This is a genomic window from Streptomyces sp. NPDC023838, assembly GCF_040639555.1.
GTDB lineage: Bacteria > Actinomycetota > Actinomycetes > Streptomycetales > Streptomycetaceae > Streptomyces.
The window spans coordinates 186,410-210,791 of record NZ_JBFAAD010000001.1 but is presented as its reverse complement, the minus strand read 5'-3'; the positions used below and the strand labels follow the sequence as shown (position 1 = coordinate 210,791).

The window sequence follows — 24,382 nt, the reverse complement described above, 5'->3', positions numbered from 1 at the left end:
GGCCGGACTGCAGGAGTTCAGGGGCGATGAGTTTCGCCGCGGCTTCCAGTCTGTATCCACGGACGCGATCAACCGCACCAACCGCACCCGATGGAGAGCGCCATGACGGCTACCTACACATTCGACGTCTTTTCCAGCCTCGACGGCTTCGGCGCCGCCGGCGGCAACTGGACCGGCTACTGGGGCAGGCAAGGCCCCGAACTCCTCGACCACCGCCTCGCCCTGTACAGCGAGGAGCAGCGGATGGTCTTCGGGGCCCATACGTATCGCGCGTTCGCGCGGATGCTGGCTTCGAGCACCGAGGAGTCCGACGTACGTGACCCATGGGTCACGCGGATGAGGAACCTGCCGGCAACGGTGGTGTCGACCACCCTGGAAGGGCCCCTCGACTGGCCGGACGCGAACGTCGTGAGCGGCGACGCCGTCGACGTTGTCGCCCGGCTCAAGGAGGAGTCCGACGTACCGTTGCGCTCGCACGGCAGCCTGTCGATGAACAGGGCGCTCATGGCCGCCGGTCTGGTCGACCGCGTCCAGGTGACGCTCTTTCCGGTGATCACCGGTCAGACCGGGCTGGAACCGGTCTTCCAGGGTGCGGCCGACTTCGACCTCGAGCTGATCGAGTGTCGGACGCTCGACGGCCACATCCAAGAACTCATCTACCGGCCCACCCTGCACCTCTGAGTCCATCCACGCACCCCACCCACCAAGAAGACATCCTGCTCGTGCTGCACACCGGAACGCCGGTACGCCCGTGCCGCTGCCCAACAGCGTCATCCCCAAGGGGCGCCGCATGGAGACGACGAAAAACACCACCGCCTCTAGGATGGCCCGATGGCATCGATCAAGCAGTTCCAAGTCACCTTCGACTGCGCAGAACCTGAGCGCGTCGCTCGTTTCTGGTGCGAGGTGTTGGGGTACGTCGTACCGCCGCCACCGGAGGGGTTTGCCACTTGGGATGATTTCGATCGCTCTCTGCCACCTGAGCATCAGGGTTCGGCGTTCGCCTGCACTGATCCCTCAGGTGTGGGGCCGCGACTGTTCTTCCAGCGCGTCCCCGAAGGCAAGGTCGTCAAGAACCGGCTGCATCTTGACGTGCGGGTCGGCACCGGGCTGGTAGGTGAAGAGCGCCTGGCGGCACTTGAGGCCGAGTGCGCACGACTCATCGCGCTCGGCGCGGTACGCGTGCGGCTACTGCGCGCCGATGAGTTCAATGAATCGTGCCTCGTGATGCAGGACATCGAGGGCAACGAGTTCTGTCTCGACTGATTGGCCGCGCACGTGGCACCTTCGCGAGTCGACGGGTGCAGACGCCAGTACGCGGCGCGCCGCCACCAGTCGTTCGTACGCCCCCACTGGCGCAGGTTACCCGACCAGGACGACCCGAGCGGTTACTCCCGCAGGTGGGTGGCCATGCACGCGAAGGCATCCGGCCGGTATGCGCACTACGATGGAGATGAGCGCCCGGACCCCCACACATGAACCCGATTGCGCGGGACGCCGCCGCGCACGCGCCGCGGCTCCGCAAGCGGCTTGAGTTGGCCCGCCAATCCGCGGAACCTGATGGATCCGCGGCCGGTTGGTGATCCATAATTCGGACGTGGACCTATCCGGTGACGGCCCGGCCCTGGATGACAGGTGGGTGGAGAGCGACAACAACCTACGCCTTGTCGCCGGGATCAGTCCTACGCGCGAAACACCTCAGGACCCGCGCTGCTCGCACCCGGCAGACGTTCGCCCCGGGTCCACCCACCGCGCGGGTGGACCCGGAGCGGCCTCGCCGAGCCGGATCGGCTCAGTGCTTGGTGGACAGGAGCATGACCAGGACGTTGCGGGCGTCCTGGAGGTTGCGGAACCGGCGGCTGCCCAGGGTCAGCGTGTTGGGGTGCTCGCCTCTGAGGAGCTGGCGGGTGAAGCCCGTCAGCGTGCTCCAGTTGTTCTCCAGCACGATGTTGTCAGTGGACTGGCTGCCCTGGTCGCCGCCGTCCGGGATCGCGTTGAGAATGCTCTGGTACACCGGCTGGAGGCGGGCCGCCTCGGACGTCGCGGCCGCGAGGGTGAGTGCGGCCGTGGCCACTCTCTGGTTGCTGACACCCCCCGAGTCGTTCGCGAAGTTGTACAGGTCTGTCAACTGGTTGACGAGCGTGGAACGTTCGAAGGTGAGCTGGGAACGCGTACGGGACGAGTTGTATTCCAGGTGCCCCCGCTCCATCCCGTACCGGCCGTTGAACGGCAGGACGCGTGAGGAGCGGTCCATCTCGTGGCCCAGGTCGAAGTCGTTGAACTGCACCACCGTCCCCTGGCCGACCGAGAAGCCGCGCAGGTAGATGTTGTCGGCCGTGTAGTGGAGGTTGATCTGACGGCCGCCGGGGAGGATCACGACCAACGTCGCGATGTCGGCGCGGTCGCTGGTCTCCAGCAGCCTCGGCTCCTCCGGGAGGTGGTGGCCGACCGCCGTGCGCAGCCGGGCGACGGCCTGGCCGTAGTTGCTCCGGACCGTGCCGTCGTCGGTCTGGGAGAAGTCCCAGTAGTACGGGGTCAGGACTGCCTGCGGCCGTACCGTCGCGGCCGCCGCCGCGGGTGCGTGCCCGTCCGCGGCCTGGGCGGCGGGTGCCACCCCCGTGAGCAGGGCGGCGGTGAGCAGGAGGGCAGGTATTTCCTTGCGCATGGGTGTTCCTTACGAAGATGGTGTGCGTGCTGGGCCGGACCTACGCGGTGTGAGGGCCGGTCAGGCCTTGCGGACCCGGAAGTCGACGCGCGCGTTGTTGCCGCTGCCGCCCCAGCGGTCGCACACGAACCCGGCGGGGACGGTGCAGTTGTAGCTGTTGCTGCCGGCGAACGGGTTGTTCCAGCTGATCGAGACGGTGCCGCCTTCCGACATCGTGTACGTGGCCCGACCTTCGGTACCGGTCATGAAGCCGTCGGACTCGCTGGCCCAGATGCCGGTGGCGCTGGGGATGATGAGCGAGGGCGGCAGCGAGTTGTCGCTCCAGACGCCGTGCGACAGGCTCGCGCCGGTCCGCGCGAGCGAACGGCCCGAGTCGTTCGTGAGGATGACCTTGGTGCTGCGCACCGCGGCGACGGCGGAGACGCGCGCCTTCAGCGCCGCGGGACCGCCGGTGAGCGTCATGGAGACGCTGGCGTTGTTGCCGCCGCCGCCGTTGATCGTGCAGTTGTAGCCGGCCGGCGCCTCGCACCAGTAACCGTTGCGACCCGAGTACGGGTTGTTCCAGTGGGTCCGCACCTCTTGCTCGGTGCCCGCGATCCGGTAGTTGGTGTATCCCTCGGTGCCCGTGAGCATCCCGCAGGAGTGGCTGCCCCAGGAGGGGCTGGTGTGCTTGGCCACGAAGTCGGGCGGGAGGCTGTCGTTGTCCCAACAGCCGTGCGAGAGGCTGGAGTAGGTGCGGATCAGCTGCTGGTCGGTGCTGTTGCTGAAGGTCACGCCCACGCTGCGGGCGGAGGACGCGGTGACGGCGGAGGACGCGGCGGAGGTGCTGGAGGTGGCGGCGGTCGCGGCCTGCGCGGCCGGGGCGAGGCTCGCGCCGGCACCGGCGAGGGCGGCCACGGCCAGGGCCACGGCTCGCCAGCGGGCGGGACGGCGTGCGGGACGTGCGGGACGTGCGGGACGTGCGGACATGGTGGAAGTGCCTTCCGGGAAGGAGGGGAACGGGGTGTGTGACCGAGCCTGCCGATCAGCCCACGTAGTACAGGTCGAACTGGTCGCGCCCGTCGTCCACACACTCGTAGCGGCTGAACAGCCCCATGCCGACGCTGAGCGAACCGGCCGTGTTGCACGAGGTGTACGTGCTGTAGTGGCCGCCGAAAATGCGGTAGCCGGCCGCCTGCGCCGACTGGGCGGTGGCGCCGCCGAGCAGGAGTGCTGCCAGGAGGAGGGATCCGGTCGCGGTCTTTCGCATGCGCATGAGCCAAGCCCACCGTTCGGTGTGTGCCGCGTGCGGCTGTGTCTGTCAGGGACGTGACGAGCCTTCCGGCACCCGCCGACGTTTCACCGACGTACCGCTGACGCCCCGCTTACGGGCGCCGCGTCCCCTCCCCGGCCCGCGCGGCCACCGCGGCGCGGCGCTCGGCGTACTCCCGGGCGCCGGTGATCTGCGAGAGCAGTTCCAGCGCGTGCCCGGCCGTCTCGTCGAGGCCGTGCGCCTCCGCCTGCCCGGCCGACTCCTCCAGCTCCACCAGCGCCTCGGCGGTACGGCCGAGCTCCCACAGGGCCTGCCCGCTCTGGAGGCGCAGCCACACCCGTCCGGCGACCTCCTCCTCACAGGTCAGGGTGAGCGCGTGCCGGACGTGGGCCAGCGCCTGTTCGGGGCGACCGCCGTCGAGGGCGATCCGGGCGAGGTGCTGCAAGGCCAGGCGCTGGGTGGGCAGATGGCCGCAGCGGACCGCCAGCGCCAGCCCGCGCAGACACTCGGTGCGGGCCGGCCGGACCGCACCGGCCCGGGCGTACGCCATGCCGAGGTTGATCCGGGCCGTGGCCTCGGTGACCGCGTCGGCCGCCATCGCGGGAGCCGGCTCCAGCTGCCGCAGGGCCTCGGACAGCCGGTCCTGCTCGATCAGCAGCCAGCCGAGCAGCGCGCGGACCCGCGACTCGCCGTCGCCCCCGGCCGCGTGTGGATCACGCTGTACGGAGTCGAGTACGTCGGTGAGCAAGGGGCACCATTCATCGCGCGGGCGCAGGACCATCAGCGGCCACTGCAGGATGCCCAGCCGCCATGCCTGGGCGTGCAGGCCCTCGGCACGGGCTGCGGTGACCGTCCGGGCGAGCAGTTCGCGTTGCTCGGCGTACCACTCCAGGGCCTGGGGACGGGAGGTGAACTCCGCGCGGGAGTACGGCAGCCAGGTCCCCGGCGGCAGGGCGCAGCACACCTGGGACGTTGCTTCGGCTGCCTCGGCAGCGGCCAGGCAGGTGTGCAGCAGCAGGTCCACCAGCCGCCGCAGCGCGCCGTTTGCGCCCGGCCCCGCCGGGTCGTCCTGCGACCGCGGCCGGGCGGTGCGGGCGTAGAGGCGGATCAGGTCGTGCAGGGACCAGTCGCCGTCGCGCTCCTCCACCACGAGGTGGGCGCCGGCCAGGGTGTCGAGCGCGCGCAGGGCTGCTTCCTCGGTGGTTCCGGCCAGAGCCGCCGCCGCGTGGAGGTCGATCCGTCCACCCGGGTGCGCCGCCAGCGCGTACAGCATCCGGCGGTCCGGGGGCGCGATGTGCCGCAGCGAGGCGCTGAGGGCTGAGCGCGGTCCCCGGTCGTCGACGGACAGCAGGGCCAGTCGCCGGTTGCCGTCCAGGAGTTGTGCGGCCAGCCGCTCAAGGGAGGCGTCCGGCTGGTAGGCCAGGCGGGCCGCCACCACGCGCAGGGCAAGCGGCAGTCCGCCGCACAGGCCGGCCAGGCGGCGTGCGGCGTACGGCTCGGCGGTGACGCGCCGCGCTCCGAGTACGGAGACCAGCAGGGCCGTGGAGTCGCCGTCGTCCAGGACGTCGACCGGTACGGGCCGGGCCGCTTCGGAGACGACCAGTCCCCCCAGCCGGTCCCGTGAGGTGACCAGGGTGACGCAGCGGGCTCCGGCGGGCAGCAGCGGGCGTACGTGTGCCGAGGAGCCCGCGTCGTCGAGCACCACCAGGACGCGGCGGTCCGCGGTCAGCTCCCGGTAGAGCGCACCGGCGCCCTCGGCCGAGTCCGGGATGTGCTGGGGGGCCACGCCCAGGCGCCGCAGGAATCTCTGGAGCACGAGTTCCCCGTCCGCCGGGCCGCCGGCCCCGAAGCCGCCCAGGTCGGCGAAGAGCAGGCCGTCGGGGAAGCGGTCGGCGTTGTGGTGGGCCCAGTGCACGGCGAGCGCGGTCTTACCGACGCCCGCCGGGCCGGTGACCAGGCAGACCGGGGCGTCCTCGGCGGTCAGGGCGTCCAGCCGGGCGAGTTGGGTGAGGCGGCCGGTGAAGCCGCCCGGGGCGCGCGGCAGGGAGCCTCGGCTGCCGCCGGGGAGGGGTGCCACGGGCGCGGGCGACGGTGGGTCGGCCGGGGTCGGGGTCTCGCGGGGCGAGGGCGGGGTCGCGGTCTCGCCGGGCGCGGACGGGGTCGGGGTTTCGCGGGGCGCGGGCGAGGGCGGGGTCGAGGACGATTTCTCGCTGCGCGGGGACGGCGGCCCGTCGCGGAGCACCTCTTCGAACGCCTGGGTGAGCCGCGGGCCGGGGCACACGCCCAGCTCCTCGGCGAGCAGCCGCCGCGTGTGGTGGTAGCGCTCCACGGCCTGCGCCCGGTGGCCCGACCGGTGCAGGGCCAGGACCAGGGCCGCCGCGAGCGATTCCCGCAACGGGTAGGCGGCTGCCTCGGCGCCCAGCTCGGCGGCCGCCCGCTCGTGCTGCCCCAACGTGCCGTACGCGTCGGCCAGTTGCTCCACGGCGCCGACCCGCTCCTCCTCCAGGGCGCGGGCCGCGTCAAGCAGCAGAGGGCCGGCGGTGGTCCCGGTGAGGGCGGGGCCCTGCCACAGCGCCAGTGCCTGGTGCAGCAGCCGCACCGCCTCGGTGGCGTCCGACTGCGTACGGGCCCGCCGCACCAGTTCCTTGAACCGCGCGCTGTCCACCCTGGCCGCCGGGGTGCGCAGTTCATAGGCACCGGTATGGGTGACCAGGTCCACGCCGTGCGCGGCGCCGCCCGCACGCTCGATGAGGGTACGCAGGTGGGAGACGTGGCCCTGGACGACCGAGCGCGCCCGTACCGGCGGCTCCCCCTCCCAGAGCGCCTTGCCCAGGGCCGGAACGGGGACGGGCCGATTGGGCAGCAACAGCAAGGCGGCCAGCAGACTGCACCGCTTGGGCGGGCCGAGCGTCAGCCCGCCCGACTCCGTGTCGATCCCCACCGTCCCCAACAGCCTGAACTCCATCGCGCCTCCTCCGGGCTTCCTTGCAACCCGAAGAGGACGCGGAGTGACAGTCGGTTGTCACAGAGCGAGAACGCGCCGCTCCACGACCGAAAATGGCCAGATGACGGGCCAATATGTCAGCGCGCCCGCCCCGTGATGACGCTTTCGCCGGGGCGGGGTAGCCGCCGCGTGGCCGGTCTCGCGGCCCGCCGCGCGTGCGCGCGTACATCGCCTGTGACAGCGGTGTACGGAACACGTCACAGCGCTCGGATTGTCAGGTGCCGTCGCTTCCCCCAGTGACCCGTCGGTGGGATGTTTACGGGCCACAGCGGCCGACAGCAGGCCGCAGGGAGGGATCGGGGTGGACGCATTGAGACACCAACAACACCGCACCGGCAACGACAGATCCGCCGGAAAGGATCGAAGACTCGGCAGGACCGGCGCGAACGGCACTGCGCGGCGCCGCGCGGCGGTGGCCGCCACGGCCATCGCCATGGCCGCACCACTGACCCTCGGCGCCGCGGCAGACGCGGGGGCGGCGGGGGGCCACCCGATCGTCTTCGCCCGCTACACCGCGGCAGCGCCCACGGAAGACCTCTACGCGGTCTCCCCCAGCGGCGGCAAGCCCGTCAAGCTCACCCACACCCCCACCGTCAGCGACGTGATGCCCAGCTGGTCGCCGGACGGCAAGCGGGTGGCTTTCGTCCGCTATGGCTCCGGTGGCGCCATCGACGGAATCTGGACGATGAAGACCACGGGCGGCGACCTGAAGGCCGTCCCCGGCACCGAGGGCGCCTCCGACCCGGCGTGGTCCCCGGACGGCAAGCGGATCGCCTACGCCAAGCCGGTCGGCACCCAGCGCGAGATCTACGTGGCCGGCATCGACGGCACTCCCGCGACCCGGCTCACCCACACCACGGGGGACGACCTCCATCCGACATGGTCCCCCGACGGCAAGTCCCTGGCGTTCAACCGCGCGGACGCGGCCGGACACAGCAGGGTGATGCGGATCCGGCTGTCGACCCTGGCTCAGACGGCGGTCACCGGGCCCGGCTCCCACGACTGGACGCCCGACTGGTCGCACGGCGACCGGATCGCCTTCAGCCGCGTGGACTCCCCCGGGTTCGCCCACCTCTACTTCGTCCGCCCCGACGGCACCGGACTCCACCGCATCACCGCGGCTCGTTTCAACGACAAGAACCCTTCCTGGTCCCCGGACGGCAGCCGCCTGGTCTTCACCAGGGGCGGCGCCGACGACGCGGACCCCGAACACCTCTACTTGGTACGGGCCGACGGCACCGCACTGACCCAACTCACCAAGACCGACTCCCATGACCTGGAGGCTGACTGGCGCCCGTGAGGCGCCAGTCACCGGCGAGTGACTGCCCGGGTTGGCGAACCGAGTGCCGACCCGGGCGCGCCCACGCCACGTAGGCGTGGTCCGAGCGATCAGCGTTCCAGGGGAACGGAGTAGCCGGGATCAGCAAGTCCGCGTACCGCGCAGGCAGGAGCGGCGCACGGGCACGTACCTGCGCGTCCCTCTCGCCGACTGCGTACCGCGCAGGCAAGAGCGGCGAGAACCCCTACCGCCACCCGCCCACCGCCCACCGCCCCGTGCGACTGGATGAGATTCCGGCTGCCACCGCACCTCTTGAGCCTGTTCAACGGCACCGCCCAGCCTGCGGCGTCACAGCGCACCAGCGTCGACCTTCGCGCCGCCAGAAGGGAGTCCGGAGTCGATGACGTGCTCGGCGAGCGCTCGGGCCGCGACGGCGGGTCGGCTGGCGGGACGCGTTGCGCCGGCGGCGAGAAGACCGTCGACGAGGATGAGCAACTGGTCGGCGGCGAACCCGGGTCGCGTGTGCCCGAGGGCGAGGAGTTCGTCGGCGAACAGGCCGTGGACGGTACGCCGGTAGGCCCGGGTGACCTCGTGGCCGGGGTGGGTCGGGTCCGTGAGGGCGAGGTCGGCGGCAAGGTACCGGCAGCCGTGGAAGTCGGTCTCGGACGCGATGCGGCCGAGTCGGTCGATGACCGCGAGGAGCCGGGCGCGGGGGTCGTCGCCTGCGGCTGCCATCGTCGCGCGGTACTGGGTCTCGTCCTCGGCGGTGCTGCGGCGCAGCACCTCGGCGATCAGCCCGTCCTTGCCCCCGAAGTGCTCGTACAGCGAACGGCGGGCGACGCCGGCCGCCTTGAGCAAGGCGTCGACGCCGACGCCTACGCCCTGCTCGTAGGTCAGCGTCTGGGCGGCGAGCAGGAGCCGTTCGCGGGGACCTGGCTTGGCGGAGGTGGTCATGGCGCGATTCTGCCAGCACTTGACGCGGTAGATCAACCGGTCTATCTATATGGGTAGACCGAATGGTCTATCTCTCCTGAGGAGGCTTCATGTCCGTACGCAGCACCGCCGAAGTGATGGACCGTTTCAACCGCGCGTTCACCGCTCACGACGCCAGCCTCCTGGGCGACTTGATCGCCGAGGACTGTGTCATGGAGAGCGTCCAGCCCGCGCCGGGCGGGGAGCGGGTGCTCGGGCGCGAAGCGTGTACGGAGTGGTGGACGGCGCTCGCCGAAGACCGCAGCACGCAGTTCACGCCGCAGGAGGTGATCGTGGCGGGCGATCGCGCGACGATCGTGTGGACCTACCGCTTCGGAGACGGCCCCGACCACTGGGTGCGCGGCGTCAACGTCATGCGCATCATCGACGGCCGCATCGTCGAGGCCCTCGGCTTCAGCAAGACCGCGGGAGAGGTCCCGCTCGCCTCCGAGGCCGACGCCGCCTGACCCCGGAGGCCTGAGGCCGGAGCCCGGAGGCCTGAGGCCGGAGCCCGGAGGCCTGAGCCTGGAGGCCGGAGGCCGGCGCGCACGGCTGTGCGCCGCCCTCCCCCGGCAACCGGAGACAGCTTGGGGCAGTGCGGCCACACCCCTTCGCGGCCTCATCGGCTCGCACCAAACCGACCAGACCACCGGCCAGTCGGCTCTGAGTGCACGACTAGATGGCTCGCCGGAGTTGGTTAGGCTGGCGCCGAGGAGGCGATCACGGGGATCAAGCTCGAACTGCATCGCACCCGGCCGGCGCGGAACAACTGGGAGATGTCCAGAGACACGCTCCTGCAGGGTTCGTACGAGCACGGAGAGCGTTGGCGCAGGTGCTCGCCACACTGAAGGCCAACGGCGTCGCCAAGCTGTCTTGGGTGGACCCGTACGACAAAACACACTCTTCAACGAGCAGGAGGCGAAAGCCGCACTCTCAGAGATCGCCGGACTGCTGAAGCAGTGCGCCGACGAGTCACAAACCACCGCCGTGGCCGACCTCGCGGCGCTCCTGAAGTCCTGCGCCGCGACGCCCGGGAGCTATTTGTGGTTCATCGGGGACTGACATGCCCCACCGGCGATCACGCGCTGAGTTGGACCGAGCGACTGCGGCCGGCCGTGTACGAGCCGACCGTCGGGTTAGCGAAGTCCCCTCTCGGACCCGGATGGTTCCCCGGCAGGTCAGCAAGGCAATGGCCGCGCGTCCGAGCCCGTATCGCTGTTGGGAGCCAGTGCGTTGTCGGGAGCCAGGGAGTGGATGCGTGGTATCGGCGAGGGCAGCAACCAGAGCAGGGACAGCGCTCCGCCGACCGCCCCGATGAGAAGGGTCGCCCGGAGGCCGATGAGGGTAGCGAGGAGGCCGCCGAGGACGGCGCCCACAGGGCGTATGCGTAATCGATGGGGGCGCTGCACGGCCGTCTTGGTCCGGTGCACGGCGACGAACGCACGCCGAATCCCGCTGACACCGCGCTACGTGTGCGTCGTGTACACGCTAAGCACCTCCTCCCAAGCGCCTCCTCGCGACGCCGATCACGGCGATGCGAACCCCGGACGCCACCAAGAGCGCGGGCCTTTTCGACGAGCACGGCAACCCTTTCGAGCCCGGCGGCAACCTCTCACCGATGGTCCCCTCTTCACGGAACGGAAACTGCATATGAGTTCGACCCGCCGCACCGCCCGCCATCGCAGACGGCAACGGGCCCTGGTCGTCGGCGTGCCGCTGGCGCTGGTCGCTTCCGGAGTTCTGGCGTACGGGTCCGTGTTCGGACTGGGCGTGGGGAAACAGGAGAAGGCAGCGGCGGCGGAGGCTCCGGCCTGGGCGACAGTCGCCGCCGACGGGTTCGCTTCCGTCAACGCTCTCGGGCAGAACGGTACGTACGGCGGTCGGGGTGGCAGGACGGTCACCGTCAAGTCGCTCGCCGACCTGGAGAAGTACGCCACCGCCCCGGAACCGTACGTCATCGTCGTCTCAGGCACGATCAACATGGCCCCCGTCGGCAAGGAGATCAAGGTCGCTTCGAACAAGACGATCATTGGCTCCGGAACCCTGGGGCACATCGTCGGCGGCGGCTTCTTCCTCGGCCAGGGCGTTCACAACGTGATCATTCGAAACCTGACGATCAGGGATTCGTACCAGGGCGTGTGGAACGACAAGAAGCACGACTTCGACGCCATCCAGATGGACGGCGCCCACCATGTGTGGATCGACCACAACGACCTGCGGCACACCGCCGACGGGCTGATCGACGTCCGCAAGGACAGCACGTACGTGACGGTGTCCTGGAACAAGCTCAGCAACGCCAACAAGGCCTTCGGTATCGGATGGACCCAGAATCTCGTCACCGACATCACGATCCACCACAACTGGATCCGTGAGACCGAGCAGCGCAACCCGTCCACGGACAACGCCGCGCACGCGCATCTCTACAACAACTTCCTGGAAGACGTCCCGGGCACACCCATCAAGTCCTCCTACGGAAACTACGCACGCGGCAAGACGCGGATGCTGCTGGAGAACTCCTACTTCCAGGGCATGAACAACCCAGTGATCAGGGACGCCACCGCCGTTCTCGCGCAGCGCGGCAACATCTTCTCCGGTACGAGCGGGCGCAACGAGAGCGGCGGCGGTGCGTCCTTCGACCCGAAGAAGTACTACGGCTACACCCCGGACGCCACCGGCAACGTGCCCGCGCTGGTGAAGTCCGGAGCCGGCCCGAGGGGTTCCCTGGGCCAGTCGGCCGCGGCCAACGCCGCCACCAGGACCCCCGCCGCCACCAGGGCCCTCACCGTCGCCAAGGACGGCACCGGCCAGTACAAGACGGTCCAGGCCGCGGTGGACGCCGTGCCCGTCAACAATCCCTCCCGTGTGGTCATCTCGGTCAAGCCGGGCACGTACCGCGAGACGGTGAACGTTCCGGCGAACAAGCCGCACCTCACCATCCAGGGCTCGGGCACCAGCCGTAAGGACACGGTGATCGTGTACGGCAACGCGGCCGGCATGCGGAAGCCGGACGGTTCGGGCACGTACGGCACTCCGGGCAGTGCCACGGTCTCCATCCGGTCGGACGACTCCCAGCTGCGCAACCTCACGGTCTCCAACGACTTCGACGAGGCGTCGCATCAGTCCCTGAAGGACCATCAGGCTGTCGCCCTGCTCACGATCGCGGACAAGATCGTGCTGGACGGCCTCATCGTCAGCGGCGACCAGGACACCCTGGAGCTGGAAACCGCGGCGGCGGGCACACCCGGCCGCGTATACGTCACCCACTCTTACATCGTCGGCAACGTCGACTTCATCTTCGGCCGTGCCACGGCTGTGATCGACCAGTCGGTCATCACCCTCAAGAAGCGCTGGAACGGTACCTCGGCCGGTTACATCACCGCCCCGAGCACCCAGGCGGGCCGCAACGGCATCCTCATCAACCGCTCCACGGTCAACGGTGACGTGAGCGCATCCTCCTTCTACCTCGGCAGGAACTGGCATCCCGGCGGCGACAAGACCGCCGACCCTCAGACCACCGTCCGCAACTCCACCCTCAGCGCCGCGATCAAGCGCACGCCCTGGAGCGACATGGGCGGCTTCTCCTGGAAGGACGACCGCTTCGCCGAGTACATGAACACCGGTCCGGGCGCCGGTCCGAAGAGCACCGACCGGCCCCACCTGACCGACTCCCAGGCCGCCTCCCAGAAGGTCTCCGACTGGCTGGGCGGCTGGACTCCGTAAACCGATGGGAGAAGGGAGCCCGGGAGACGCGCCGTCGCGCAGCTCCCGGGCTCCCTCGTCCCGGAAGGGTGGGCACGCCGTGCCCGCCCTTCCGGATGGGCGGGCACGCCGTGGCCCGCGACTGCGTCAGCCCGATGCGTTCGGCGCCGCGCAGCACCTTCCCGTGACGGTGTACCGCTGCCCCTTCGCCGTGGTGGCCGTGGCGGTGTAGGTATCGGCGGTCGCGGCGCGCGGGCCGCGGGCGTGGTTGTACTGCACGGCGAAGACATGCTTTCCGGGGAGGACGGTCCGGCCCGGTCTGAGGGTCCACCGGTACCTGAGGGCGTCACCCTCGTCGGTGGTGGTGAGTGTGAAGTCACCCGCCGGCAGGGTTCGCCAGGCGCCGGTGGAGGCCACGCCGCCCGTCTGGACGATGCGGACCTCCAGCGTGAGCGTACTCAGTGGCACACCGGTCTGGAGCGTGATGTCGCTCTGGGCCCAGTAGGCATTGGTGTGGGAGTCGATGGAGATGTCGGACCGCAGCGGTCCGTCCTGTCGGTGGGGCGGCGTGGAAGGCGGGGAGGCGTGGCCCGACGCGGGCGGGGTGGAAGGCGTGGGGGCGTGGCCCGACGTGGGCGGGGTGGAGGGCGGGGTGGAGGGCGGGGAGGCGTGACCCGACGTGGGCGGGGGTGACGGCGCTGCCGGGACCGCGGCGACCTCCCTTCCGGGACCGCCTGTGTGGACGGTGGTGGCGATCGCGTATCCACCCGCCACGAGCGCCGCCGCCGAGGCAAGGGTGGCGACGGTGACGCGGGGCCAGGAAAGGGGCCCGGTCGCACGGCGGTTGGGGCGGGGACTGCGGGACATACCGTGCCGGACGCGCGCCAGCATGGCGTCCCGGTCGGGCTCGTGAGCCGCCGCCGCGTCCCGGAGCCGGCGCTTCAGGTCCTCCATCAGTTCCTCGTTCCGCTCAGTTCCTCGGCGGCCTGCGCCCCGAGGAGGCGCTGCAGCTCGGCCATGCCCTTGGAGGTCTGGCTCTTCACAGTACCGACGGATGTCCCCAGAGCGAGAGCGGTGTCCTTCTCCGAGAGGTCCAGTGCGTGGCGAAGCACGACACACGCACGTTTACGGAACGGCAGTCGCGCCAGCGCGCGGCGCACGTCCATGACGGCGTCCACGTCGGGGTGGTGCGCGTGTGCCGGGAGGCTGGCCCAGAAGAGGTGGATGCGGCGCCGTTCTCGGGTGAGAGCGCGGATGCGGGCCCGGGCCATGTTGGCGACCACACCGCGGGCGTAGGCCACCGGGTGGTCTGCGCCCCGGACACGGTCCCAGCGGTGCCAGAGCGCGACGAAGGCGTCGGCGGCCAGGTCGTCGGCGGTGTGCGCCTCGCCGGTCAGCAGGTGAGCGAGGCGCGCCAGTTCGGCGTGGTGGCGCTCGAAGAAGTCGTGGAACTCCGCGGACGCGTCGTCAAGGGCCATGCCGGAGCCTCCGTGGGGTCTGCCCGTGCTCAGCCCGAGCCGGCGCCGGTGTTCGGGCCCGCCGTCAGGGACGGGGCTGATGAGCATACTAAGCATTCGGTCAGCTCTCTCCATGTCGTGCAGGGTCGCTTCCTCTGCGGTGGCCCGCCCCGGTGTCCGGGCGGGACCGGCGCGCCCGCCCGACCACCGGGGCGGCGGATCACTTCAGGACGCCCGAGCCCGCGCGGCGGGCGAGGGACGCGGGCAGGCCCGCCGCAGAGGACTCCAGTCCCCCGGAGAGGACGGGCTTCCACTTCGTCTCGGACTTGATCTTCTTGCTGTTCGCCGCGTTGTGGGCGGCTACGAGGTCGGTGACCGAGCCGTTGACCATGTTCCCGCTGCCGGCGAAAGCGCCCGTACCGTCGCCCGACAGGAGCTGGGAGGCCTTCCGGTCGGCGGAGAGCGTCCAGTAGTTGTTCTGCGCCACGATCTGGACACCTGCACGCGCGTTCACGCTGTAGCTGTGGACGTAGCCGTCGCGCGGCGTGGTGTCGAAGAGGTTGTTGTAGAGGTGGACCTGTCCGACCCGGGCCAGCGGCGCGCGCTGCACGATGCCCTGGAAGACGTTGTGGTGCAGCGTGACACGGAGTTTGGAGTCCTTGTCACTGCTGCCGATGAGCATGGTCTTGTCGTGGTCGGTGAAGCGGTTGTACGAGACGGTGACCAGGTCCGAGGCGTTGGTGATGTCGAGGGCTCCGTCGTGGACCTGGTACTCGCGGCCGAAGTACCGCGGGTTCGAAGCGTCGAGGTGCGGGCTGTCGGTGAACGCGTTGTGGTCGGCCCACACGTGCGTCGCCCCGCGCAGGGTGACGGCGTCGTACGCGGAGTTCCAGTTGCCCGTGGAGCCGTCCTTGGGGTCCCACTGAGGGAAGCAGTCGCGGGTGTCGGCGAAGGTCAGGTTGCGGATGATGACGTTGTCCGCCTTCTGAACCAGCAGGCTGCCTCCGTTGATGCCCGCGTCGGTGCCGGGCACGCCGATGACCGTGGTGTTCGACGGCACGGTGATGCCCACCCGCTCGGCCTGCCTCGCCTGCGCTGCCGCCCGAGCGGACTCCTGCGCGCCGGACGGCAGTTTGGACCGTCCCCATACGGAGGGGTCGTAGGCCTTGAGGTAGGCGGCGAGCGCGTAGCCCGTGCCCTTGGCGTAGTCGGCGCAGGTCAACGAGCGGCCCTGGTCGTCGGTGTTGGCGTCGATGCGGCCCTTCACCCGGATGATCCGCGGAGCGCCGGAGGGGCCCGCGCGGAGCGCCTTGACCAGTTCGGCCCGTGTGGTGACGGTGACATCGTGCGCCGCGTCGGCGGCCTGTCCGCCGGTCGTTCCGGAGCCGCTCGACGCCCAGCCGTCCTGCGCGGCCAGGACGGCGTGGGCGAGATCGACGGCACCCGCGTCAGCGCGCATGGCGAACGGCAGGACGCCGAGACCGGCCGCGGTGACAAGTCCCGTGGTGGCCAGGGCGATACGACGGCGGGCGGGGAGGCGGCGGTGAGAGGAAGGGGGCATTGGGTGGCGTTCCTTGTGCGGAGATGGAGCGGAGTACTGCTCTGTCGGCCTTCAGTTGCCGCCGCGCACAGGGAAGTTGCCGCCCAGAGGAAGAAAGTCGTGCGATGTACGTCACACCCCATCGCCCGGAGCCGGGGCGGCCGCGGGCCTCAGAGTGCGAACGGCCGGTACCGCAGGGCTTCCTCGACGATCTGCTCCGCCGTCCCACCCTCCAGCTCGGCTGAGGGGTAATGGATCAAGTCACTGACCCCAGGGTGCGGCACGTTCGCTCCCAGGAGCAGCAGGTAGTAGCCAGTCTCCGGGGACCCCGTCAAAACTCTGCGGACGATTTCGACGAGCTCGTCCCGGGTGATGTCCGGCACCCGGGGATGAGCCGGCCTGGCGGCCTCCCTCGCGAACTCCTCCAGGCTTCTGCTTCCGTGGTACTCCACGAAGGCGAGAGCCTCATAGGTATGCCCAGTCGCAGAGTTGAAGGCACAGATCGCTTCGCTCGCGCCCTCGGAGCCGCTCAGCAGCAGGTCAGCGATCCGTTCAATCTCGCGACTCAATTCCTCCAGCCGCTCTCGGCTCACAGGCGGGGGCAGGAGCTCCGGTCTCAGGTCCACGGTCCGCATTATCTCTGCCGGATCCGACACGGCAGCCGCTCAGTGCGCTTTGTGCGCTGCCAGTCACATCGACATGTCCAGGCATCTGGATCAGCCACGCCACCGGCTGTGGTCGATCTGTGGGCGGCCAGTCGGAATTTTTCGGTCCTGGCTAGTTGACGGGCGGTCAACTAGCCGCCGACATGGACCCGCAGCGCTTGGCCAAGGGGGGCGGCGCGGCTGTTGGGGACGTATGACGGCGACCTCCGGCCGAGCCTGGCGGAACAGACCCGGAGCGATCGGCTCGCGCAGAGGACGGCGGCTACCTGTTCGAAGTCAACGGTGGCCGGGTACGCCCGCAGACGGCCGCAGCGCCTCTCCTGGCGTACGGCGCACATCCCGCGCGGACAACGCTACGGATGCCACGTCCGGCTCCAGCCGCTCGCGCGCAGCTGGATCGGTCAGCTCCTGGCTCGAAGTCGCCTGAGCATTCCACGGGCCTGCTCCCGCTTGCGCGGGTCGGAAGCCGCGCGCCGCACCGAAGCGATCGTCCGCTGCCCCTGGGGACTGCGGCTGAACTGCTTGATCTTCGCGATCAGCCCGGACATAAACCCTCCCGCTGTAGCTCGTCGTGACGCTACGTCGTGTGCCCTGGCACCGTCTGTCGAAACAGCGGCGTACCCGCTCCCAGGGCAGCGGGGCACCGCGTGAACCACGGTGACGCGCCGACAGGGCAAGGAGGCCGGGAGCGATCCGTCCCCACACTCGACGATGCCCAAGAAGTGCAGCCCCGCCTGCTCGGCGACTTCCTCGCCGAGACGGGGCTCGTCGCGATGCCGCCACGACCTCACCCGCACCGAAACCTCACTGGTCCACGGGGGCCCGGCGGGCCCGGGCCCGGTCACGGAACCACGTGGCCCCACCTACCAGCACGGCCACCCCCACCCCGTACACCGGGAGCCACAGAGTCGTCGTGGCCGCCAGGCACTCGGCAACAGCCTTGCGGGCCTGGACGTCCTGCGCGTACGCCAGAGCGGTACCGTCGCCGCCGGCCAGGTTCCCCAGCGAGGCCTTCACCTGGAGGGCCTCGTATCTGCCCATCAGGCCGCACTCGCTGCGCGTGGCCGGCATCGGAAACAGCCACCCCTCGCGCTGCAGCAGGGGTGCGAGCGCGACGGCCACACAGAGGCCGACGACCAGCGCGTACGCGACCAGGCCGCGCACATAGGCCGAGCGAACGCCCGGCGTCCACTGCGCCCGCCGCTGGAAGGCGAGCATCACCGCAAGGAGCGTCACCCCGACGAACGTGGCGAACGACTGCCAGGAACCCTGGGCGAGAGCGAACGTCAGCACCGCGGCGAGTCCGATACCGATGACCCCCGGGCCGGGAATCTCACCGCTTGCTGCGACCGGTGCCGGCCTCGGGGTCACGCGGGGGCTGGGATCACTCACGGGCCTCTCCTGCAAGGGGAGGCATCAACATCCTTCGCGGGAGGCCGCGGCCCTGGGCACCATGCCGTACGAGCCCGGCGCCTCGCCCGGATGGCCCGCACCTGGTCGGCCACGCCACTGGCCGGAGGCGAACCCAGCGCGTCTCTTCCGCCACGCCCGGCATCTTCCCGGCATGCCCGTCAGGGCGAGTGGAGTGGGAGGGGAAGCCCGGTCATGTCTCGGTGTGTGACAGGGGCTCGGGTGGCACAGCCGCCCTGCGGTGCTTGATGTTGACGGCCGAGGCTTTGGCCAGTGCCACGGGACTCAGGAATCGCAGCGGACCGATCAGGCGGGACGCGAACAGATGCATGTGCCGCGCCAGCGATTCGTCGCGCGCTGCCGCCGAAAACATCAGCCGTTCCATGGGGTTGAACGGTCGGGCCTTGGCGAAGTCGGCGGCCAGGAACTGGTGGCCTCGCAGCTGGCGCCGGTGTTTGCGTGCGTACGTCAGCAGCGACCTGTCGAGGTCGCCTCGGCCGGTCGCCACCGGGGCGACCGCGTCTGCCAACCATTGCGCGGACTGCAGAGCCCACCCGCATCCCACTCCCCACAGGGGATCGCCGGTCAGGGCGGCGTCGCCGATGAGCGCTACGCCCGGTGCGGTCGGTTCGCGACTGAGAAGGGGGTAGTTGACAGTGCCGGTGATCTTCGAGGTGCGCTCGGCGGAGTCGATGGGCGGTGCCTCGGGCAGGGCACGCACGTATGCGTAGAAGCTGCCCTCCAGGTCTTCCCGGAAGGCCGGCAGCCGCTTCTTGTCCGGGAGTACGGCGATGACCGTCACCCCGTCGTCGTTCGGAAACGCGTACGCCATGTCGGGCTCCAGGAACCAGGCCTGACCGATTCCGCCGTGCAGCGGAAGGTTGCGGAAGTGCGCGAGATAGCCGAACCGCGTGTTCTCGTACTGCCGAGCAGGCACCTCGGCGAACTTCGCCACGGCCGAGTCCTTGCCATCGGCGCCGACCACCAGGCGGGCCCGGATCTCACGCTCGCCCTGGGGTGTCGAGGCCCGCACCCCCACGGTTCGCCCGGCTTCCTGCACCAGCCCGGCCACCTGGTGGCCGAGGAGCAGATCGACGCCCGGGGTCTGCGACGCATGGGCTCTGATAAGCGGATCGAGCGTGCTGCGTCGAATGTTGTACGCGTGCGGCAGCGCGGGGCCTGCCGGCGCGGCCTTCGGCTCGATCCATCCCCAGCGGGTGTACCAGCGGGCATCGTTGCGGACGGCTCCCGCTTTCTTGAGCGCGGGGATGAGGCCGAGTTCGTCCAGCACCGGGTAGGCGTTGGCCGTGAGGGAGTGGGTGCACAGCACCTTGTACGCGTCGGGGTCCGAGCGGCGCTCCAGCAGGGCGACCCGGACACCGCGCCGAGCGAGCAAGATCGCGGCAGCGCTGCCGGCGAGGCTGGCTCCGCTGATGACGACGTCGTAGTCGTATCCCGCGCTCTCAGGCTTGGTCATGCGCTGATCGCCCCCTTCGGGTGTGGTGCCGATCCTGGGAGTGGTGCAGTGCCACTCCTGTCAGGCGCATGATCAATTGTCAAGAGCTGTGGATCAGGTGAGGTGCGGTCAGGCGGTGAACCGGTCGCTGTGCCGGCGGTCCCGTCGGCGGCCGTCCCGTCGGCGGCCGTCCCGTCGGCGGCCGTCCCGTCGGCGGCAGGTCCCGATCCGGCCGGGGTAGGAATCCACGGCCACGGCGGCCCGTGGCTATGGCACCGGCGGAGAAGTTGCGGAACTCCTGGGTGATCGTCCCACCGCGCCCGCAACGCGGAACCGGCCCGCCCCCACCGCCGCACGCGGGGGAACGGGCCGGTCCGCCGGGCCGTACGGCTCAGCCGTACGTCTCGACCCACATGTTGACGGCGCCGCCGCCCATCCCGCAGTCGAGGATGGACGCCCACTCCCGACCCATCGAACGGCCGCCCTCGGACCCGGTGTACGGGCCGCGCACGCCGCCGACGTTGGCACAGTAGCCGTGGACACGCCAGCGGCCGTTGCCACTGTCGCACCAGCCCACACCGGCTCCGTCGTTGCGGTTGTAGGCGTGGCAGCTGCTGGACGCACTCGCGGACGGCGCGGCGAACAGCATCGCCCCGGCCGCCAGGGCCAGCGCGGTGGACACGGTCCCTGCCATGCGCAGTCGCTTCATGACATTCCCCCTTCTGGAACGGACTCCACGCCACCCGCCGGTCAACCGGGGCACGCGGAGCCAATGGAATCGGTGCGGCTGCACGAGCCGGCCGCACCGCTGCACAACGTCGGGAAACCCAACGGGAAGAGCATGGCAACACCCCCTAACAACCCGCTAACCACTTTGCGGAGGTGCCCCTTCCACCGGCCGGACGCCGCCGCCCGCGCGCCCGTCCAGGCTGGGCGCGGTCCGCCCCCCGCGACCGCAGCGGTGATCGCTTCCGGCACGCCCGGTCGTACCGCTCAGGGGCGGCGCCAGTCGTCGCTGGTGAGGTGGGAGCCGGCCATCGGGCCCATCCTGAGCATGCCGCCGTCCACGCTCCAGGACGCGCCGGTGACGTAGGAGGCGTCGGGGCCGGCCAGGAAGGCGATGACGGCGGCGACCTCCCGGGCGTCGCCGGGGCGGCCGAGCGGAACGCCCGGGCGGTGCGTGGCGTGCACGTCCGAGTCCTCCTGGCCGGTCATCGGGGTGGCGATCTCGCCCGGAGCGACCGCGTTCACCGTGATGCCGTGCTCGGCCAGTTCGAGCGCCATGGTCTGGGTGAGCAGCCCCAGGCCGCCCTTGGCCGCGCAGTACGGGGCCGCCCCCACCCGTGGCTGGTGTTCGTGCACCGAAGTCACGTTGATGATCCGGCCGCCGTCGCCCTGTTCGATCATCCGTCGGGCCGCTTTCTGCCCGCACAGAAACGGGCCCACCAGGTCCACGTCCAGGACCCGGCGCAGATCGTGCTCGCTCAGGTCGAGGAACGGCGTTGCCGTACCCGTACCGGCGTTGTTCACGAGGACGTCCAGACGGCCGAGTTGGGCGCACAGGTCGTCCATGGTGTCGATGGCGGCCGGGAGCCGGGTGAGGTCCATCCGGCCCACGACGGCTCGGCGCCCCTTCCCGCGGACCTCGTCGGCGGTCTCCCGGGCGCCCTTCTCGTCACTGTGCCAGGTGATGGCGACGTCCATTCCCGCCTCGGCCAGGCGGACGGCGGTGGCGCGGCCGATCCCGGAGTCGGAGCCGGTGATCAGAGCGGTCTTGGGCGCGGGCGAGGTGGGGGCGGACATGCGGATCTCCTCGTGGTCGTACTTCGGCCTCGGCCTCACTTCTCAGGTGATGCATCGCTGTACCCGGCAGGCATACCGGGCAAACGCGGCACAGGGCCGGCTGGCGAGGTCGACATACGTCACGGAGCGCCGCCGCGCGGATGTCACAGGGTCAGACGCGCGATGTCCTGCGGATCGAGGCCGGTCAGCTGCGCGATGCGCGGGGCCGGTACGCCCGCGGTCAGGGCCCGCTGTACGAGCGCCTGCCAGTCCTCGGTCGTCTCCCGGAACTCCAGCAGCTCAGCCTCCACGTCCGTGACCGACTGGGGCGCGCACTCCTGCTGAACCCGGACGGTCTCCTCCTCGCTCAGCGGAACCGGCAGTCGTTCGGCTCCCTCCGGAATGAACGCCTCCGCCCCGGCCGGCAGGATCCGGACGTGTTCGGAGGAGGCGGAGACCCCGTGGGCCTGCAGCCATCCATGCACGGCCGGCGTCTGCGAGCACTCGAGGGTTCCGACGGCGGTCAGGGCCGCCCCCAGCCGGGGGTGCCGCTCGGGAAGGAGGAACAGGTAGGCGTCGTCGGCCATCGCGGACAATCGCTTTCTCTCACGGACACGCGGACACACGGGCACACGAACAGCAGCGTCACACGATGCTAACGCCCCACCGCGTCCCGTCCGTGGCGCCGTGGTCCTCACCGCGTGGGCGCGGCGCAGTGCGAGAGGGATTGCCCGTAGTTCGGCAGGCGCGCGGTCTACGGGCGGCGTGCGTGTCCGATGGCCTGGCCGCCTGGTGCTGGGTGATCTCCTCTGATCCTGAGCAGCGACCAGGCCCGGGCAGGGCGTACGAGCTGGGCCTGGTCGGCTGTGGATCAGGCGCAGGCACCCCCGTTGAGCGCGAAGGCCGTGGGGGCGGGATTGGTCCCGCTGTACGTCCCCTGGACTCCGAAGCTCGCTGTCGCACCGGGTGCGATCGTTCGGTTCCAGTCGGCGTTGCGGGCGCTGACGGCGGTGCCGTTCTGGGTGAGGGTCGCGTTCCAGGCGCTCGTGACGCGCTGGCCACCGGCGTAGGCCCAGGTCAGCTGCCATCCGTCCACGGAGTTCGGGCTCGTGTTCTTGACGGTGACGGTCGCCGTGAAGCCGTTGTTCCAGACGCTGTCGACCTTGTACGTCACCGCGCAGGCCGCGGTGGGCGGTTCGCCGGTGGAGGTTCCCTCGGCGGCGTAGGCGGCGAGCCAGGCCAGCGGGGCGTTCCAATTGACCGCCACCTCGTTGGTGGAGTACGAGCCGATGTCGTCGATGTAGCAGGCGGCGGGCGCGCAACCGGCCAACTTCTCCTGTGCCACCGGGTCCTGGAGCGCGCTGTCGGGCCCGCCCGCGAGCGACCCCGCCGGAGGGTGGGGCAGTGAGGCGTCCAACTGGTGTGCCCAGAAGCGGTGGTGCTGGTTCTGCGAGGACGTCTTGCCGTAGCCGGATACGTAGGACTGGCCGAGGGCGTTGCGGCCCAGCAGGTAGTCCATGGTCTCCAGCGCGCCGGTGCGGTAGCGCCCGTCGCCGGTCAGTTCCCCGGCGACGGCCAGGACGATCGCGTCGTTGGCGACCTCGCCGTTCGAGCCCCAGAAGTAGCCGTCCGCCGGGACGGGCACCGCGTAGCCCTGAGCCGCCATCCGGGACAGGTAGCCGTCGGCGGCTGCCGTCACCGAGGCCCGGACCCGGTCCCGGTCGGCTGCGGGGAGCCCGTTGGGGGCGGTGGCCAGGGTGAGCCGGCCGAGCGCGGCCGTGTCCGCCCAGCCGAAGCCGTAGGCGGAGAAGGCGTTGGCCGAGGTGTGCCAGGACGAGGAGGTGACCGCGTCCCGGTAGCCGCTCTCGCCGGTCGTCGCGTACAGCTCGGCGGCCGCCCAGTAGAACTCGTCGCTGACCTGGGTGTCGCCGTAGGCGCCCCCGCCCGTGCTGTCCGAATCCGGCGCGTACAGCGCCGGGTTGGCCTGGGCCGCGGTCCAGGCCCGGCGGGCGGCCGACAGACAGCGGTCCGCGAACGCCGCGTCGTACGGCCGGAAGACCCGGGCGCACTGCGCGGCGGCCGCCGCCAGGTTGAGGGTCGCCGCCGTGGACGGGCGGTGCAGCTCGCGAGGCTGGGCGTCCTGGTCGGGGCGGATCGGCATGCCGGTCCAGGCCGCGTCGTGGATCTTGTGGAACGCCATGCCCGCGTACGGCTTGCCCTGGGGCACCTGCATCCGCATCAGGAAGTCGAGCTCCCAGCGCGCCTCGTCCAGGACGTCCGGGACGCCGTTGCCGCGCTCGGGGACGCGCAGCGTCGAGTCGCCCAGCGCCGCGTCCTTGCCCGCCCGCTTGGCCCGCTCGAAGGAATTGACCATCAGCCAGGTGGAAATGCCGCCGTTCACCACGTACTTGCCCTGGTCGCCCGCGTCGTACCAGCCGCCCCTGACGTCCTGGGTGTAGTCGCACACGGTGGCCTGGCACGGGACGGCGGTGTCGCCCTTGTTGGGGGCGACTCCGAAGTGTCCGGCCGGGCGTGCGTAGGCGGAGCCCACCAGGGAGGCTTCGATGGGGATGCCGCTGCGCTGGTGGTAGAAGAACGCCATCGCGTCGGAGCGCAGACCGTCGTACAGGTTCGCGCGGATGTCGAAGGGCACACTGCCGCTGCCGTCCACCGCCAGGACGTATCCCGAGCCCGACCCTCGGTACGAGGAGAAGTCGGCCACCTGGACGGACTGCCCGGAGGGGGTGTCCGCGCCGCGCGGGACGGTCGCACCGGAGGCGACCACCGTCCCGGAGGCGTTGCGCAGCTGCCAGGTGAGCGACTGCGTCGCCGTGGTGACGACGGTGGCGCGCTTGGGACCGTCCGGCAGGTAGCCGACCTGGTTGACGCGTACGGCCGTGGTCGCCGCCGCCGCGGAGGGGACGGCCGCCGTGGCGGGGGTGATCAGGAGGCCGCCGCCGAGGAGCGAACCCGTCAGCAGGGTGGCGGCGAGGCGTCTGCGGTGGCGTGACGAAGGGGTGGGGGGCATGAGCGGCTCCTGTGTCGATGGGTCAGCGGGTGGAGTTGGCTTGGGCGAGCAGTCCTATCCGCCGGGGCGGGCGGAGGGAGTCGCTCCGGGCGCTGGGCCGGCGTCGGCGGCCGCCCTGGGCGGAATCGGACTGGGAGCGCTCCCAACTGTCGGAATACCGAACACCGGTCGGC

The 24,382-nt window shown here is 70.7% G+C and carries 20 protein-coding genes; 5 read left to right on the top strand and 15 right to left on the bottom strand.

What is annotated here, in order from left to right; genetic code table 11:
* The first annotated feature begins 102 nt into the window (after nucleotides 1–102).
* Entirely contained in the window at nucleotides 103–681 is a 579-nt protein-coding gene (locus AB0G17_RS00995; protein WP_361374116.1) for a dihydrofolate reductase family protein, read from the top strand.
* A gap of 150 nt (nucleotides 682–831) precedes the next feature.
* Entirely contained in the window at nucleotides 832–1,266 is a 435-nt protein-coding gene (locus tag AB0G17_RS00990) for a VOC family protein (protein WP_361374114.1), read from the top strand.
* Nucleotides 1,267–1,792: 526 nt separating this feature from the next.
* Here the strand turns inward: AB0G17_RS00990 and AB0G17_RS00985 are convergent.
* The 4 genes from AB0G17_RS00985 to AB0G17_RS00970 all read right to left on the bottom strand — a co-directional run bounded on the left by AB0G17_RS00985 (nucleotide 1,793) and on the right by AB0G17_RS00970 (nucleotide 6,882).
* Nucleotides 1,793–2,665, bottom strand: a complete 873-nt coding sequence (locus tag AB0G17_RS00985) for a ribosome-inactivating family protein (protein ID WP_361374112.1) — start codon at nucleotides 2,663–2,665, stop codon at nucleotides 1,793–1,795.
* Nucleotides 2,666–2,725: 60 nt separating this feature from the next.
* The gene (locus AB0G17_RS00980) at nucleotides 2,726–3,634 is read right to left on the bottom strand and encodes a Crystal protein ET79 (RefSeq protein WP_361374110.1); all 909 of its coding nucleotides are present in this window, start codon (nucleotides 3,632–3,634) and stop codon (nucleotides 2,726–2,728) included.
* A 55-nt stretch (nucleotides 3,635–3,689) separates the two neighbouring features.
* Nucleotides 3,690–3,914 (bottom strand): hypothetical protein, encoded by a 225-nt coding sequence (locus AB0G17_RS00975; protein WP_361374108.1) that lies wholly within the window; start codon nucleotides 3,912–3,914, stop codon nucleotides 3,690–3,692.
* 115 nt (nucleotides 3,915–4,029) lie between these two features.
* Entirely contained in the window at nucleotides 4,030–6,882 is a 2,853-nt protein-coding gene (locus AB0G17_RS00970) for a BTAD domain-containing putative transcriptional regulator (RefSeq protein ID WP_361374106.1), read from the bottom strand.
* 340 nt (nucleotides 6,883–7,222) lie between these two features.
* Here AB0G17_RS00970 and AB0G17_RS00965 point away from each other — a divergent pair, with 340 nt between their 5' ends.
* The gene (locus AB0G17_RS00965) at nucleotides 7,223–8,221 is read left to right on the top strand and encodes a hypothetical protein (RefSeq protein WP_361374104.1); all 999 of its coding nucleotides are present in this window, start codon (nucleotides 7,223–7,225) and stop codon (nucleotides 8,219–8,221) included.
* A gap of 327 nt (nucleotides 8,222–8,548) precedes the next feature.
* Here the strand turns inward: AB0G17_RS00965 and AB0G17_RS00960 are convergent, their stop codons facing one another.
* Nucleotides 8,549–9,154, bottom strand: coding sequence for a TetR/AcrR family transcriptional regulator (locus AB0G17_RS00960; RefSeq protein WP_361374102.1), 606 nt, complete (start codon nucleotides 9,152–9,154; stop codon nucleotides 8,549–8,551).
* 89 nt (nucleotides 9,155–9,243) lie between these two features.
* Between AB0G17_RS00960 and AB0G17_RS00955 the strand changes: the two genes are divergently transcribed.
* Together AB0G17_RS00955 and AB0G17_RS00950 are read left to right on the top strand one after the other, a co-directional pair.
* Complete coding sequence (locus tag AB0G17_RS00955) at nucleotides 9,244–9,639, top strand: nuclear transport factor 2 family protein (protein WP_361374100.1); 396 nt, start codon at nucleotides 9,244–9,246, stop codon at nucleotides 9,637–9,639.
* A gap of 1,183 nt (nucleotides 9,640–10,822) precedes the next feature.
* Nucleotides 10,823–12,892: a pectinesterase family protein gene (locus tag AB0G17_RS00950; RefSeq protein WP_361374098.1), complete on the top strand. Its 2,070-nt coding sequence runs from the start codon at nucleotides 10,823–10,825 to the stop codon at nucleotides 12,890–12,892.
* A 126-nt stretch (nucleotides 12,893–13,018) separates the two neighbouring features.
* Here AB0G17_RS00950 and AB0G17_RS00945 read toward each other — a convergent pair whose 3' ends face one another.
* The 10 genes from AB0G17_RS00945 to AB0G17_RS00900 form a co-directional block, all read right to left on the bottom strand.
* Nucleotides 13,019–13,825 carry a hypothetical protein gene (locus AB0G17_RS00945; RefSeq protein WP_361374096.1) on the bottom strand — a complete coding sequence of 269 codons (807 nt, stop codon included), beginning with the start codon at nucleotides 13,823–13,825 and terminating at the stop codon, nucleotides 13,019–13,021.
* Nucleotides 13,825–14,349: a SigE family RNA polymerase sigma factor gene (locus AB0G17_RS00940; protein ID WP_361374094.1), complete on the bottom strand. Its 525-nt coding sequence runs from the start codon at nucleotides 14,347–14,349 to the stop codon at nucleotides 13,825–13,827. Before AB0G17_RS00940 ends, AB0G17_RS00945 begins: the two co-directional genes overlap by 1 nt.
* A 199-nt stretch (nucleotides 14,350–14,548) precedes the next feature.
* Complete coding sequence (locus tag AB0G17_RS00935; protein WP_361374092.1) at nucleotides 14,549–15,889, bottom strand: polysaccharide lyase family 1 protein; 1,341 nt, start codon at nucleotides 15,887–15,889, stop codon at nucleotides 14,549–14,551.
* Nucleotides 15,890–16,038: 149 nt separating this feature from the next.
* A complete protein-coding gene (locus AB0G17_RS00930) occupies nucleotides 16,039–16,503 on the bottom strand; it encodes a hypothetical protein (protein ID WP_361374565.1) in 465 nt (154 codons plus the stop codon).
* An 834-nt stretch (nucleotides 16,504–17,337) separates the two neighbouring features.
* A complete protein-coding gene (locus AB0G17_RS00925) occupies nucleotides 17,338–17,925 on the bottom strand; it encodes a hypothetical protein (RefSeq protein ID WP_361374090.1) in 588 nt (195 codons plus the stop codon).
* Nucleotides 17,926–18,136: 211 nt separating this feature from the next.
* On the bottom strand, nucleotides 18,137–19,420 hold the full coding sequence (locus tag AB0G17_RS00920; RefSeq protein ID WP_361374088.1) for an NAD(P)/FAD-dependent oxidoreductase: 1,284 nt from the start codon (nucleotides 19,418–19,420) through the stop codon (nucleotides 18,137–18,139).
* A gap of 370 nt (nucleotides 19,421–19,790) precedes the next feature.
* Entirely contained in the window at nucleotides 19,791–20,108 is a 318-nt protein-coding gene (locus tag AB0G17_RS00915; protein ID WP_361374086.1) for a hypothetical protein, read from the bottom strand.
* A 284-nt stretch (nucleotides 20,109–20,392) separates the two neighbouring features.
* Nucleotides 20,393–21,202, bottom strand: a complete 810-nt coding sequence (locus AB0G17_RS00910) for an SDR family oxidoreductase (RefSeq protein WP_361374084.1) — start codon at nucleotides 21,200–21,202, stop codon at nucleotides 20,393–20,395.
* Between the two features lie 143 nt (nucleotides 21,203–21,345).
* Nucleotides 21,346–21,768: a DUF6003 family protein gene (locus AB0G17_RS00905; protein ID WP_361374082.1), complete on the bottom strand. Its 423-nt coding sequence runs from the start codon at nucleotides 21,766–21,768 to the stop codon at nucleotides 21,346–21,348.
* A 284-nt stretch (nucleotides 21,769–22,052) separates the two neighbouring features.
* Entirely contained in the window at nucleotides 22,053–24,209 is a 2,157-nt protein-coding gene (locus AB0G17_RS00900) for a glycoside hydrolase family 9 protein (protein WP_361374080.1), read from the bottom strand.
* Nucleotides 24,210–24,382 lie beyond the last annotated feature (173 nt).

Coding starts and splice junctions, on each gene's coding strand:
- AB0G17_RS00995 (WP_361374116.1), top strand. CDS start 103: ATGACGGCTACCTACACATTCGACGTCTTTTCCAGCCTCGACGGCTTC.
- AB0G17_RS00990 (WP_361374114.1), top strand. CDS start 832: ATGGCATCGATCAAGCAGTTCCAAGTCACCTTCGACTGCGCAGAACCT.
- AB0G17_RS00985 (WP_361374112.1), bottom strand. CDS start 2,665: ATGCGCAAGGAAATACCTGCCCTCCTGCTCACCGCCGCCCTGCTCACG.
- AB0G17_RS00980 (WP_361374110.1), bottom strand. CDS start 3,634: ATGTCCGCACGTCCCGCACGTCCCGCACGTCCCGCACGCCGTCCCGCC.
- AB0G17_RS00975 (WP_361374108.1), bottom strand. CDS start 3,914: ATGCGAAAGACCGCGACCGGATCCCTCCTCCTGGCAGCACTCCTGCTC.
- AB0G17_RS00970 (WP_361374106.1), bottom strand. CDS start 6,882: ATGGAGTTCAGGCTGTTGGGGACGGTGGGGATCGACACGGAGTCGGGC.
- AB0G17_RS00960 (WP_361374102.1), bottom strand. CDS start 9,154: ATGACCACCTCCGCCAAGCCAGGTCCCCGCGAACGGCTCCTGCTCGCC.
- AB0G17_RS00955 (WP_361374100.1), top strand. CDS start 9,244: ATGTCCGTACGCAGCACCGCCGAAGTGATGGACCGTTTCAACCGCGCG.
- AB0G17_RS00950 (WP_361374098.1), top strand. CDS start 10,823: ATGAGTTCGACCCGCCGCACCGCCCGCCATCGCAGACGGCAACGGGCC.
- AB0G17_RS00945 (WP_361374096.1), bottom strand. CDS start 13,825: ATGGAGGACCTGAAGCGCCGGCTCCGGGACGCGGCGGCGGCTCACGAG.
- AB0G17_RS00940 (WP_361374094.1), bottom strand. CDS start 14,349: ATGGCCCTTGACGACGCGTCCGCGGAGTTCCACGACTTCTTCGAGCGC.
- AB0G17_RS00935 (WP_361374092.1), bottom strand. CDS start 15,889: ATGCCCCCTTCCTCTCACCGCCGCCTCCCCGCCCGCCGTCGTATCGCC.
- AB0G17_RS00930 (WP_361374565.1), bottom strand. CDS start 16,503: ATGCGGACCGTGGACCTGAGACCGGAGCTCCTGCCCCCGCCTGTGAGC.
- AB0G17_RS00920 (WP_361374088.1), bottom strand. CDS start 19,420: ATGACCAAGCCTGAGAGCGCGGGATACGACTACGACGTCGTCATCAGC.
- AB0G17_RS00915 (WP_361374086.1), bottom strand. CDS start 20,108: ATGAAGCGACTGCGCATGGCAGGGACCGTGTCCACCGCGCTGGCCCTG.
- AB0G17_RS00910 (WP_361374084.1), bottom strand. CDS start 21,202: ATGTCCGCCCCCACCTCGCCCGCGCCCAAGACCGCTCTGATCACCGGC.
- AB0G17_RS00905 (WP_361374082.1), bottom strand. CDS start 21,768: ATGGCCGACGACGCCTACCTGTTCCTCCTTCCCGAGCGGCACCCCCGG.
- AB0G17_RS00900 (WP_361374080.1), bottom strand. CDS start 24,209: ATGCCCCCCACCCCTTCGTCACGCCACCGCAGACGCCTCGCCGCCACC.